Consider the following 11,935-nt stretch of genomic DNA (forward strand, 5'->3'; position numbering starts at 1 on the left):
ATTACGCAGATCAAGGTCAGCGGCGGTCAGCGAAGGGTAAAGCTTGGGTAAAGACGGTCTTCAGCGATCCTGACAAAACTTCAGATAACTGTAGGAGCGAGCTTGCTCGCGAAGATTTCGAGGTCGGCGCTTCTTGTCAGACAGTGCGCGTCATCGTTCACGTCCATCGTCGGATCGCCGCCCGGAGCAAGCTCGCTCCCACAGTTTCAGAGGCTGTAGTAATAGCCGCGGCTGCGCAGGGCGACGATGCGCGGCCGGCCATCGGGGTGTGGGCCGATCTTCTTGCGCAGGTTGCTGACGTGCATGTCCAGGCTGCGGTCGTACAGGGTCAGCTTGCGGCCGAGGGCAATCTGCGCCAGTTCCTGTTTGTCCAGGGGTTCGCCGGGCTGCTTGAGCAAGGCTTCCAGCAGGCGGCTTTCGGAGACAGTGAGGGTGAATTCCTGTTCGTCGATGCTGACCACGCCGCGCACCGGGCTGAAACACAGGTCACCCAGTTCCATCTGGCTGGACACCGCTGCCGGGTGGCTGCGGCGCAGGACTGCGCGCAGGCGGGCGGTCAGTTCCCGTGGGTCGCAGGGTTTGGCCAGGTAGTCGTCGGCCCCGAGTTCCAGGCCGAGGATACGGTCCAGGGGCTCGCCCCGGGCCGAGAGCATCAGCACCGGCAAATCCGGGTGATCGCTGCGCAACTGCTTGAGCAGTTCCAGGCCGCTGCCATCGGGCAACATCACATCCAGCACCACGGCCGCCGGGGCGGTTTCGGCCAGCGCGCGGCGTGCGCTCTGGCCATCGTGACAGGCACGTACCTGAAACCCTTCCTGGCTCAGCCAACTGCTCAGGAGCTCACACAGTTCCTGGTCATCATCAATAAGTAACAGCTCGCTCATGACTCACTCAATTTAGCCATTGTCGACGTTTTCGACTTGCTCCACTGGCGAAGATACCGCAGAGCAGAGCCAATAGCGCTACCCCGGCGCCAGTGACGAACCATTGTTGCTGGTCGGTCAGCAGGCGCGGCAGTGGACTGCTGGCCTGGGCTTCCTTGAGTTGCAGCTTCAAACGCTGGTTCTCCTGGCGCAACCGGGCCAGCAGCGGGCTTTCGCGTTCGCCTACGGCGGTTTGAAATTGTTTGTTCAGTTCTTCCCGTTGCCGTTCGCTTTCTTTCAAGCGTTGCTGCAACTCGGTGATCTGGCTGCCGGCGCTCAAGGAAAGAGGCGTTGAATTGCCACCCTCGGCGTATTCTTCACCGTGGGCGGGCGCCACGACCGACAACGTGAACAACATCAGACACAACGGACCCTTGCGCATCGCGACTCCTGATTCCAATACGAGTATTGGGCAAGTTGTCGGCCGGCAAACGAGAATAATGAGCGATTGAGAACGCGATGAACCGACAAGGTTCATCGCGGAGCAGGATTTTACGGCAGGACTTGCTTGAACGGCTTCACCAGAACGTTGGCGTAGACGCCTGCGGCGATGTACGGATCAGCGTCGGCCCAGGCCTGGGCGGCGCTCAGGGAATCGAATTCGGCGACGATCAGGCTGCCGGTGAAACCCGCTGCGCCCGGATCATTGCTGTCGACCGCCGGGTGTGGGCCGGCCAATACGATGCGACCTTCGCCCTTGAGCACTTGCAGGCGCTCGAGGTGCGCAGGCCGTGCGGCCAGGCGGGCTTCCAGGGAGTTGGCGACGTCTGTGGCAATGATTGCGTAAAGCATGTCAGTCCTCGGTTTTTGGCGTAGTGGTGTCGGCATCGTGCAGGTGGCGGGACAGGTAGATGCCCTGGCCGACCAGGAACAGCAAAGTCATGCCCAGGCTGCCGAAGACCTTGAAGTCGACCCAGTAGCTCTGGAAGGTGAACGCGACAAACAGGTTGGCGGCACCGCAAAACAGGAAGAAGACGATCCAGGCGATGTTCAGGCGCGTCCAGACCGGTTCCGGCAAGGTCAGCGCGTGGCCCATGATGCGTTTGATCAGCAGGCTGTCACCGACGAAGTGGCTGCCGATGAACGCCAGGGCGAACAGCCAGTTGACCACCGGCGCCTTCCACTTCAGGAACGTCTCGCTGTGGAACGCCAGGGTCAGGCTACCGAAGACCAGGCAGGCGATCAGGGTCAGCCACTGGCTCTTCTCCAGCTTGCGCTGTTTGACGAACAGCGTGCCGTAGACCACCAGGGAACTGATGATCAGCATCGCGGTGGCGCTGTAAATACCGCCTACAGTGACCTCATGGCCGGCGATGTCGACGACCCGTGGATCGGTTTTGAAGACGATGAAAAACAGCAGGAGCGGGATGAAATCGATGAATTGTTTCACAGTGGCAGCCAGAAGCAGGATGTGGCGGCATAATAACAAACATATGGGCGCGCGATAGCGCCAGCTGATTTGAGGTTACAAAGCCCTGTGAATGTTGATTTGCACTGCCATAGCACGGCCTCCGATGGCGCCCTGGCGCCTGCGGTTCTGGTGGCGCGAGCGTTCGAGAAAGGCGTGCGAGTCCTGGCCTTGACCGATCACGATACCCTTGAAGGCCTCGACGAGGCCCGGCACGCGGGCACCGCGCTGGGGATGCAACTGGTCAACGGCGTCGAATTGTCCTGCACCTGGGGCGGCGCGACCATTCATGTATTGGGCTACGGTTTTGACGTGAATGCTGCACCGCTGGTCGAGGCCATCGCCAAATTGCATGATGGCCGTTGGCTGCGCTCTGAGGAAATCAGCCGCAAACTGGCATTGAAAGGCATGCCGGGCGCGCTGGAAGGCGCCCGCAAGATCCAGCAGGAGCTGGGCGACAGCGGTAACGCGCCGGCCCGCCCGCATTTCGCCGACTGGATGGTGCGTGAAGGTTTCGTCAAGGATCGCGCCGAGGCGTTCCGCAAATGGCTGGGCGCCGGCAAGCTGGGTGACGTCAAGCAACACTGGCCAACCCTGGAAGAAACCGTCGAGACCCTGCGCGCGGCCAAGGCCTGGGTCAGCCTGGCACACCCCTGGCACTACGAATTCACTCGAAGCAAGCGTCGTCGTCTGATTGCCGACTATATTCAAGCGGGGGGCCACGCCATCGAAGTGGTCAATGGTTATCAACCTGCCGAGCAAGTGGGCAGCCTGGCCATTCTGGCCCGCGAGTTCGGTCTGCTGGTCAGCGCGGGCAGTGATTTTCATGGCCCTGGAGGCTGGTCGGAGATCGGTGAATACCGGCCACTCCCGGAGGATCTGCCGCCGCTATGGTGTCGATTCAAACATGACCCAATTATTGCCGCCGTCTGAACAGGTAGAGAACGTGAGTCAATTTTTCCAGATTCATCCGGAAAACCCGCAAGCGCGCCTGATCAAACAGGCGGTCGAGATCATCCGCAAGGGCGGGGTGGTGATATATCCCACAGACTCTTCCTACGCCATAGGTTGCCAGATCGGCGACAAGGTGGCCGTGGAGCGCGTTCGGCGCCTGCGGCAACTGGATGAGAAACACAACTTTGCGCTGATTTGCAGCGACCTGTCGCAACTGGGTCTGTTCGCCAAGATCGACACCGGTACGTTCCGCATTCTCAAGGCCCATCTACCGGGGCCGTATACCTTCATCCTCAACGCTACCCGCGAAGTGCCACGGCTGTTGTTGCACCCCAAGAAACGCACCATCGGCCTGCGCGTGCCGAGCCACCCGATTGCCTTGGCGCTGCTGGCTGAACTGGGCGAACCGTTGATGAGCGTGACCCTGATCATGCCAGGCGATGAAGATCCGTTGAGCGACCCCCATGAAATGCGCCAGTTGCTCGAACACCAGGTCGACCTGATCATCGACGGCGGCTTTGGCGGGATCAAGGCGTCCACCGTGATCAGCCTCGCCGACGGCGAGCCGGAAGTCATTCGCGTTGGTTGCGGCGACCCTGCGCCGTTCATGGTCGAGGCCTAGATGTCCGCAGTAGAACCCGTCGACAGTCAGGCCGGAGCCCAGCAGGAACTGCCCTTCGCCATGGTCTATGGCCAGGCGGTCATGGAAATGCCGCTGGACCTGTACATCCCGCCGGATGCCCTCGAAGTTTTTCTCGAGGCGTTCGAAGGCCCCCTCGACCTGCTGCTTTATCTGATCCGAAAGCAGAACATCAACATCCTCGACATCCCGGTGGCGGAAATCACCCGCCAGTACATGGGCTACGTCGAGTTGATGCAGTCAGTGCGCCTGGAGCTGGCCGCCGAGTACCTGGTGATGGCCGCGATGCTGGCCGAGATCAAGTCGCGGATGTTGCTGCCACGGGCCGAAACCGTCGAAGATGAAGAAGACGACCCGCGCGCCGAACTGATCCGTCGCTTGCAGGAATATGAGCGTTTCAAGGCCGCCGCCGAAGGCATCGATGGCCTGAGTCGCGTGGGTCGCGACGTGGTGGTGCCCAGGCTCGATGCCCCGCAAGCCCGGGCGCGCAAGTTGTTGCCGGACGTGCGTTTATCCGAGTTGCTGCTGTCCATGGCCGAGGTGCTGCGCCGTGGCGACATGTTCGAAAGCCATCAGGTCAGCCGCGAGGCGCTGTCTACCCGAGAGCGCATGAGCGATGTGCTGGAGCGGCTCAAAGGCGGCGGATTCGTGCCGTTTGTCGAGCTGTTCACCGCTGAAGAAGGGCGCTTGGGAGTGGTGGTGACCTTTATGGCGATCCTTGAATTGGTCAAGGAATCCCTGGTCGAGCTGGTGCAGAATGAGCCATTTGCCGCGATCCACGTGCGAGCCCGAGCCGAATAACGAGTCGAAACATGAACCTGACTGAACCCCGTGATCTGGCACCCTTGCTTGAAGCCTTTCTGTTGGCCTCGGGAAAGCCGCAATCCCTGGAAAGCCTGTTCGAACTCTTCGAAGAAGGCGAGCGGCCGGAGCCGCCAGTCTTCAAGAAGGCCCTGGCGATTCTGGCGAAGTCCTGCGATGGCCGCGCGTTTGAACTGAAGGAAGTGGCCTCGGGGTATCGCCTGCAAATTCGTGAGAAATTTGCGCCGTGGGTCGGACGTCTATGGGAAGAGCGCCCGCAGCGTTACTCCCGTGCCATGTTGGAAACCATGGCGCTGATTGCCTATCGCCAGCCGATCACCCGGGGCGAAATCGAAGACGTGCGGGGCGTGGCGGTCAACAGCAACATCGTCAAGACGCTGATGGAGCGCGAGTGGATCCGTATCGTCGGCTACCGCGACGTACCCGGAAAACCGGCGATGTTCGCGACCACCAAGGCGTTCCTCGATCACTTCAACCTGAAAAACCTCGACGACTTGCCACCGCTGGCGGAACTGCGCGAGCTGGAACCGGACCCGGTGCTCGATTTCGACGACGCCCCCGTGCCCGCCGGGTTGCAAGAGTTGGCCGATGCCAGCGCCGAGCCGGAAGAGCCGAAAGAAGAAACCAGTTTCCACACGCTATTGCTGGAGCTGGACAGCATGGAGGAGGGGCTCAAGACCGACTTCGACGACTTGCTGCGTGATGGGGCATCGCCTGAATTCGATTCGGAACAGTCGGTCATCGAGCCAGAAGTCGAAGCGGCACAGCCCGAGCCTGAACCGGAAATTGAACCGGAGCAGGCCGACGACATCCTCGGCGTTGCCGAAGCCCGGGAAAAACTCCTGGCTGCGGTTGCTGCGCTTGAGCAGCCAAAGCCTGAGCCTGAACTGAGCGACGAAGAAGCCGAAGCATTGGCCCTGGCCGAAGCGATCGAGGCCGAACGCCGCGAATTCGAAGACTGATGCAATTCCCTGTAGGAGCGAGCCTGCTCGCGATGACGTTGGCACATCCGGCATAGATGTGACCGATCTGACGCTGTCGCGAGCAGGCTCGCTCCTACAGGGAGTTGTGTATACAGAAAGTTGCGTGTCACCGGTCGGCGGAAAAACAAATAACCTTGCGTTGATCAGCTAGTCTCTGATGCGCAATCGCCCGCATGCGCGTATGATTCGCGACCCTTCGGCGATCCCTTCGCCCAAGTACCCAGTTTTCAGACCACACCGGGAGGTGCCCAGATGAGTATCAAAGACCAGCAAGACGACCAGCCAATCGGCCCAGCAGGCGAAAAACTGCAGAAAGTCCTCGCCCGTATCGGCGTCGGCTCGCGCCGTGACGTGGAAGCCTGGATCAGCCACGGCCGCATCAAGGTCAACGGCAAAGACGCCACCCTTGGCCAGCGTGTCGACATGCACGACGCCATCACCATCGATGGCAAGGTGATCAAGCGTGAAGAGGCCGCCGAGTCGGTGCGCCGCGTGATCATGTACAACAAGCCCGACGGTGAAATCTGCACCCGTGTCGATCCGGAAGGCCGCCCGACCGTGTTCGACAAGATGCCGCGTCCGAAAGAAGGTCGCTGGATCAACATCGGTCGTCTGGACATCAACACCACCGGTCTGTTGATGTTCACCACCGACGGTGAGCTGGCCAACCGCCTGATGCACCCTTCCTACGAAATGGACCGTGAATACGCGGTACGTGTGCGTGGCGAAGTTGACGACGAGATGATCGAGCGTCTGAAAGCCGGTGTGGTCCTCGAAGACGGTCCGGCCAAGTTCACCGATATCAAGCAGGCACCAGGTGGTGAAGGTTTCAACCACTGGTACCACTGCGTGGTGATGGAAGGTCGTAACCGCGAAGTTCGTCGTCTGTGGGAATCCCAGGGCCTGGTGGTCAGCCGTCTGAAGCGCGTGCGTTTCGGTCCGGTGTTCCTCAACTCCGACCTGCCGATGGGGCGCTGGCGCGAAATGAGCCAGTACGAAGTCGACATTCTGAGTGCCGAGGTCGGCCTGACGCCGGTCGCGATGCCGCAGATGAACGCCAAGAGCAAAGACAAGCTTGACCGGATGCAGCGCAAGTCGTCGCGTCCGATGGCCAAGACCGAGCGTGTACGCACCCTGCGTCCGGCCGCTGGTGCAGCTGCCGCACCTGCCGCGCCACGTGCCAGCCGCGAGCCGCAGATCGAAGGCGAGCGTCCAGGTCGCAAGCCTGCTGCGCGTCAGGACGGCGAACGCGGTCCACGCACGCCACGTCCGACAAATGGCCGTGCCGAGCGTGGCGAAGGTCGTGGTACGCCGGTAGCCGATCGCCCGGCCGACACCAAGCGCCCGGCCAAGCCGGCGCCGAAGCGTCCGGGTATCAAGCTGGTCGACGGTGACACGCCATCGGGCAAGCGCCGTGGCGCACCGGCCGGTTCCGGCCAGCGTCCGGGCTTTGGGCGTCGTAAGCCGGAGTGAGGCAGCGGTAAGCTTCAAGCTGCAAGCGACAAGTTAAAAACGCCAACCTTCGGGTTGGCGTTTTTTTTCGTCTGGATTTATGTCCGTATCGTTTTTGAGGACGCCATCGCGAGCAAGCTCGCTCCCACATTTTGATCGCGATTCTCCGGGCAAACTCATTTCCCTGTGGGAGCGAGCTTGCTCGCGATGGCGTCAGTCGCCGCACTGAGCACTCCAATATGGAAACCCGGGTTTACGCGCTGTAAAGAAATGCTGACGAAATCCACAGATTAACCCCGTGAAATCGCCCCTCCTCGAACGCCGTAAGAAAATACTTACGCGCCATTGCCTTGTGTCCTTCTCCCCGCGCTCTAGCCCGCTTGTTTCAACGCTCCATGCAGGGTGTCATGCGCGCCATGCCTGTCGTGCAGGTGCATAACAAAAAGGAGGCGCAATGAACGCCGTATTCCATCTCCATCGCTCTGCGAGAGGCGGTTTTCCTGCCTTTCCCGTCAATGATCCGCAAGGGTCTGACCCATTTTTTGCAGCCGCCCGAGCCCCTCGGGGCGGACACAGGCAATCCCGGCCATAGACACGCTTGTCCAGCGGGTCTGGCAGCAGGGGGTTACGGGTGTACAATGCGCCGCGTTTTACCTGTGACCTCCTGCGCATCTGCGCAAACCTCAAGGCTATCCGCCTTGTTCACTCCGTCGCGTCACGAGCGTGTCGGGTTCGATTTCGTCACAGATAAAAACAAACAGGTGACGCATGACCGTTGTAAATACGCTGAACTCCTGGTGCTTGCGCTGGGGTTTGATCGGTGCCGCTTAACGGACTTCCTGAGCAGCAACGTCTACTGAACATCATCAAACCTTGCGTGAGACCCTTTTCATGAGTGGACAACACCCGCAATCAGGCGAGCTGAAACGCGGCCTGAAAAATCGCCACATTCAATTGATCGCCCTCGGTGGCGCGATCGGTACCGGCTTGTTCCTCGGCTCGGCCGGGGTGCTGAAATCCGCCGGTCCGTCGATGATCCTCGGCTACGCCATCTGCGGCTTCATTGCCTTCATGATCATGCGCCAACTGGGCGAAATGATCGTCGAAGATCCGGTGGCCGGCTCCTTCAGCCACTTCGCGCACAAGTACTGGGGCGGCTTCGCCGGTTTCCTGTCGGGCTGGAACTGCTGGATTCTGTACATTCTGGTGGGCATGTCGGAGCTGACGGCGGTCGGCAAATACATCCACTACTGGGCGCCGGACATCCCGACCTGGGCCTCCGCGGCMGCKTTCTTYGTGCTGATCAACGCGATCAACCTGGCCAACGTCAAAGTGTTTGGTGAGGCCGAGTTCTGGTTCGCGATCATCAAGGTCGTGGCGATCGTCGGCATGATTGCCCTGGGCAGCTACCTGCTGGTCAGCGGCAATGGCGGCCCGCAAGCGGCGGTGAGCAACCTGTGGTCCCACGGTGGCTTCTTCCCGAACGGTGTCAGCGGTCTGGTGATGGCCATGGCTTTCATCATGTTTTCCTTCGGTGGTCTGGAAATGCTCGGTTTCACCGCTGCCGAAGCCGACAAGCCGAAAACCGTGATCCCGAAAGCGATCAACCAAGTGATCTACCGGATCCTGATTTTCTACATCGGTGCGCTGGTGATCCTGCTGTCGTTGACCCCGTGGGACAGCTTGCTGACCACCCTGAACGCCTCCGGTGACTCCTACAGCGGCAGCCCGTTCGTGCAAGTGTTCTCGATGCTGGGCAGCAACACCGCCGCGCACATCCTCAACTTTGTGGTCCTGACCGCGGCGTTGTCGGTGTACAACAGCGGCACCTACTGCAACAGCCGTATGCTACTGGGCATGGCCGAGCAGGGTGACGCGCCGAAAGGTCTGGCGAAGATCGACAAGCGCGGCGTGCCGGTGCGTTCGATCCTGGCTTCGGCTGCCGTGACGCTGATCGCGGTACTGCTGAACTACCTGATCCCGCAAAACGCGCTGGAACTGTTGATGTCGCTGGTCGTTGCCACTCTGGTGATCAACTGGGCGATGATCAGCTACTCGCACTTCAAGTTCCGCCAGCACATGAACAAGACCAAACAGACGCCGCTGTTCAAGGCCCTGTGGTACCCGTACGGTAACTACATCTGCCTGGCGTTCGTGGTGTTCGTCCTGGGCGTGATGCTGTTGATTCCGGGGATTCAGACATCGGTGTATGCGATTCCGGTGTGGCTCGTGTTCATGTGGGTCTGCTACGGCATCAAGAACAAGCGCAGTGCTCAGCGTGCCTTGCAGGTCGCAGTGGAGTAACTCCGCGCAGAAACAACAAACCCGGCCATGTGCCGGGTTTTTTGTGGCTATCGAATTCATGGCATGACACCAAACCCTGTGGGAGCGAGCCTGCTCGCGATAGCGGTGTGTCAGGTTAGTCAGATGTTGACTGACACGCCCTCATCGCGAGCAGGCTCGCTCCCACAGGGTTTAGTGGCGTGTTCAGTATCTGATTCGCGGTATCCTGCACGCTCTGAATACGGACGTTTTTCCATGCTGGTCATTTCCAACAACGTGCATCTGCCGGATGCCGAGATCGAGTTGACGGCCATTCGCGCCCAGGGCGCCGGTGGGCAGAACGTCAACAAGGTCTCCAGTGCCGTGCACCTGCGTTTCGACATTCCGGCGTCGTCCTTGCCCGAGTTCTACAAGGAGCGGCTGCTGGCGCTGCGCGACAGCCGCATCACCAGCGACGGTGTGTTGATCATCAAGGCCCAGCAGTACCGGACGCAGGAGCAGAACCGCGCCGATGCGCTGTTGCGGCTGACCGAGTTGATCCTCAGTGCCATCAAGGTCGAGAAGAAGCGCCGCCCGACCAAACCGACCCTCGGCTCGAAGACCCGTCGTCTCGAATCCAAGAGCAAGCGCGGCAACATCAAGGCCGGGCGCGGTAAGGTCGATTTCTAACGGGCGTCCCGCGCTTCGCGTTGCTTCGGTGCCTGGCGGTACAGATAGAGGCTCAGCATCAAACCGCTGAGGGCGGCGAGGGCGGCGAACAGGAAGATCGAAGCGAAACCGAACCCGGCCGCAATCGCCCCGGCCAGTGGCCCGGTGATCCCCAGCGACAAGTCGATGAACAGCGAATAGGCGCCGACGGCCGCGCCACGGCTGGACGCCGGCACCAGGTTGACCGCCTCTACTCCCAGCGCCGGAAACACCAGCGAAAAGCCGAAGCCGCTCAGCGCAGCCCCCGCCAGTGCCCAATGCGCATCGGGTGCCAGCCACAGCAACAGCAATCCCAGGGTTTCCACCGACAGGCAGGCAATCGCTACGCGAAAGCCGCCGAGGCGGTTGATCAGGTTACCGAACAGCAAGCGCGCGCCGATGAAGCAGGCACCGAACAGGCTCAGGCACAGCACCGCGTTGTCCCAGTGTTGCATGGCGTAATACAGGGTGATGAAGGTGGCGATGGTGCCGAAACCAATGGAGCCCAGGGCCAGGCCACAGCCGTGGGGGAAGACCCGTCCGAGCACGTGTATGAATGGCAGGCGCTCACCGGCAACGATTGGCGCGGCGGTTTTCGGCCAGGCCAGCAGCAGACCGAGAATGGCAAGCAACACAATACTCACTCCCATGCTCCACAAGCCCAGTTGATGGACGAGCAACACCCCCAGGGGCGCGCCGACAGCCAGAGCGCCGTAGCTGGCGATCCCGTTCCACGAGATGACCTTCGCGGTATTCGCCGCGCCGACCCGGCCGATGCCCCAGCCAATCGAGCCCGAGCCCACCAGGCTTTCCGCGCTGCCGAGTACCAGTCGGCCGATCAGCAGGCTGATCAGGCTCAAGGCCGGCAGGCTCTGGGTCCAGGCGGAGATCAGCATGAACACACCGCTCAAGCCGCAGCCGGCCAGGCCGTACATGACCGCCAGCTTGCTGCCTTTGTTGTCGATGATTTTCCCGGCATACGGGCGGCTGAGCAGGGTGGCCAGGTATTGCACGCTGATCACCAGACCCGCGATCACCGCGCCGAAGCCCAGGTCGCTGTGGACGTAACCGGGCAATACGGCCAGGGGGATGCCGATGTTCAGGTAGCCGATGAAGGTGAAAAGGACGATGGAAACAACTTGCAGCGTGACCGCCAGGGGGCGCTGGTTTTCAGGCATGGGTAAAGGTCCACGGTAAAGCAGGATAGATAGGCTGCTTATGATAGCGGTGTGGACGGTCACAGGTTGTGAAAAAGTAAAACTATTTGCCGGGCGGCGTCATTCAGGTTTGGCGGGAGCAACCAGCTGCGTGGTGACCAGGGCGGCCAGCGCATTTTCCTGGGTGCCGAAACGGGCGAGCAAGGCGGCTTGTTTCTCGGGGGAGAGGCGATTCCAGATCTCGATCATTTTCTCGGCGGTGCCGATCAGGACGCTGGCCTGCTTTTCATCAAAGGTTTCGCTGAATTCATCGGTCATGGTGCAGGCTCGCGTTTCAGGCAGTGTGGAAAGCGCATGTTAGCGCTTTCCACACGGTCTGTACGGCGGGTGTTTCAGTCTTCTCTGTCAGCCTGGCGGCTGTCAGTGGCTTCTTTCGGCTGGGGCTGTTGAGCTCCGGCTTGCTGCGTGGTCGTCTGCTCAGGTACGTGCAGGCTTGGGAAGGGGAGATTAGGAATCTCGTGCATAGTCGCGCTCCTCGCTAAGTCTGTTGATAGATCTGGTAGATCCGCGCTTTAAAGAAAGCCTGGGCAGGATACAGCACTGAAAATGACAAACAGACTTTTATA

At 60.6% G+C, this 11,935-nt stretch carries 13 protein-coding genes; 7 read left to right on the forward strand and 6 right to left on the reverse strand.

All coding sequences use genetic code 11. From position 1 onward, the window contains the following. Positions 1-206 precede the first annotated feature (206 nt). The 4 genes from AB4Z35_RS09695 to AB4Z35_RS09710 form a co-directional block, all read right to left on the reverse strand. Positions 207-884, reverse strand: coding sequence for a response regulator transcription factor (locus tag AB4Z35_RS09695; protein ID WP_007984138.1), 678 nt, complete (start codon positions 882-884; stop codon positions 207-209). 7 nt (positions 885-891) lie between these two features. After that, complete coding sequence (locus AB4Z35_RS09700) at positions 892-1,305, reverse strand: translation initiation factor 2 (RefSeq protein WP_442096826.1); 414 nt, start codon at positions 1,303-1,305, stop codon at positions 892-894. A gap of 110 nt (positions 1,306-1,415) precedes the next feature. Beyond that, entirely contained in the window at positions 1,416-1,715 is a 300-nt protein-coding gene (locus tag AB4Z35_RS09705) for a YciI family protein (RefSeq protein WP_007984134.1), read from the reverse strand. 1 nt (position 1,716) lies between these two features. Beyond that, complete coding sequence (locus AB4Z35_RS09710; protein ID WP_442096827.1) at positions 1,717-2,313, reverse strand: septation protein A; 597 nt, start codon at positions 2,311-2,313, stop codon at positions 1,717-1,719. A gap of 87 nt (positions 2,314-2,400) precedes the next feature. On the opposite strand from AB4Z35_RS09710, the gene AB4Z35_RS09715 reads away from it, so the two are divergent. The 7 genes from AB4Z35_RS09715 (at position 2,401) to arfB (ending at position 10,134) form a co-directional block, all read left to right on the forward strand. Further along, positions 2,401-3,264 (forward strand): PHP domain-containing protein, encoded by an 864-nt coding sequence (locus tag AB4Z35_RS09715; protein ID WP_442096828.1) that lies wholly within the window; start codon positions 2,401-2,403, stop codon positions 3,262-3,264. A 13-nt stretch (positions 3,265-3,277) separates the two neighbouring features. Continuing rightward, on the forward strand, positions 3,278-3,907 hold the full coding sequence (locus tag AB4Z35_RS09720) for an L-threonylcarbamoyladenylate synthase (RefSeq protein WP_032829738.1): 630 nt from the start codon (positions 3,278-3,280) through the stop codon (positions 3,905-3,907). A gap of 60 nt (positions 3,908-3,967) precedes the next feature. Then, a complete protein-coding gene (locus AB4Z35_RS09725; protein ID WP_177323286.1) occupies positions 3,968-4,726 on the forward strand; it encodes a segregation and condensation protein A in 759 nt (252 codons plus the stop codon). Positions 4,727-4,737: 11 nt separating this feature from the next. Beyond that, positions 4,738-5,709, forward strand: coding sequence for an SMC-Scp complex subunit ScpB (gene scpB, locus AB4Z35_RS09730; protein WP_442096829.1), 972 nt, complete (start codon positions 4,738-4,740; stop codon positions 5,707-5,709). 273 nt (positions 5,710-5,982) lie between these two features. Continuing rightward, positions 5,983-7,203, forward strand: a complete 1,221-nt coding sequence (gene rluB, locus AB4Z35_RS09735) for a 23S rRNA pseudouridine(2605) synthase RluB (RefSeq protein ID WP_442096830.1) — start codon at positions 5,983-5,985, stop codon at positions 7,201-7,203. 870 nt (positions 7,204-8,073) lie between these two features. Beyond that, entirely contained in the window at positions 8,074-9,486 is a 1,413-nt protein-coding gene (locus AB4Z35_RS09740) for an amino acid permease (protein ID WP_442096831.1), read from the forward strand. A gap of 234 nt (positions 9,487-9,720) precedes the next feature. Beyond that, on the forward strand, positions 9,721-10,134 hold the full coding sequence (arfB, locus tag AB4Z35_RS09745; RefSeq protein ID WP_108231271.1) for an alternative ribosome rescue aminoacyl-tRNA hydrolase ArfB: 414 nt from the start codon (positions 9,721-9,723) through the stop codon (positions 10,132-10,134). Here arfB and AB4Z35_RS09750 read toward each other — a convergent pair. Next, positions 10,131-11,330 carry an MFS transporter gene (locus AB4Z35_RS09750; protein WP_442096832.1) on the reverse strand — a complete coding sequence of 400 codons (1,200 nt, stop codon included), beginning with the start codon at positions 11,328-11,330 and terminating at the stop codon, positions 10,131-10,133. The genes arfB and AB4Z35_RS09750 overlap by 4 nt on opposite strands. Before the next feature lie 99 nt (positions 11,331-11,429). Beyond that, positions 11,430-11,627, reverse strand: a complete 198-nt coding sequence (locus AB4Z35_RS09755; RefSeq protein WP_008001814.1) for a hypothetical protein — start codon at positions 11,625-11,627, stop codon at positions 11,430-11,432. Positions 11,628-11,935 lie beyond the last annotated feature (308 nt).

Origin of the sequence: Pseudomonas sp. KB_15, assembly GCF_052114525.1 — a bacterium.
Taxonomy (GTDB): domain Bacteria; phylum Pseudomonadota; class Gammaproteobacteria; order Pseudomonadales; family Pseudomonadaceae; genus Aquipseudomonas.

Bases quoted from the DNA above. Each gene is read 5' to 3' on its own strand.
- AB4Z35_RS09700 (WP_442096826.1), bottom strand. From the start codon at position 1,305: ATGCGCAAGGGTCCGTTGTGTCTGATGTTGTTCACGTTGTCGGTCGTG.
- AB4Z35_RS09755 (WP_008001814.1), bottom strand. From the start codon at position 11,627: ATGACCGATGAATTCAGCGAAACCTTTGATGAAAAGCAGGCCAGCGTC.
- AB4Z35_RS09750 (WP_442096832.1), bottom strand. From the start codon at position 11,330: ATGCCTGAAAACCAGCGCCCCCTGGCGGTCACGCTGCAAGTTGTTTCC.
- AB4Z35_RS09705 (WP_007984134.1), bottom strand. From the start codon at position 1,715: ATGCTTTACGCAATCATTGCCACAGACGTCGCCAACTCCCTGGAAGCC.
- AB4Z35_RS09695 (WP_007984138.1), bottom strand. From the start codon at position 884: ATGAGCGAGCTGTTACTTATTGATGATGACCAGGAACTGTGTGAGCTC.
- arfB (WP_108231271.1), top strand. From the start codon at position 9,721: ATGCTGGTCATTTCCAACAACGTGCATCTGCCGGATGCCGAGATCGAG.
- scpB (WP_442096829.1), top strand. From the start codon at position 4,738: ATGAACCTGACTGAACCCCGTGATCTGGCACCCTTGCTTGAAGCCTTT.
- rluB (WP_442096830.1), top strand. From the start codon at position 5,983: ATGAGTATCAAAGACCAGCAAGACGACCAGCCAATCGGCCCAGCAGGC.
- AB4Z35_RS09725 (WP_177323286.1), top strand. From the start codon at position 3,968: ATGGTCTATGGCCAGGCGGTCATGGAAATGCCGCTGGACCTGTACATC.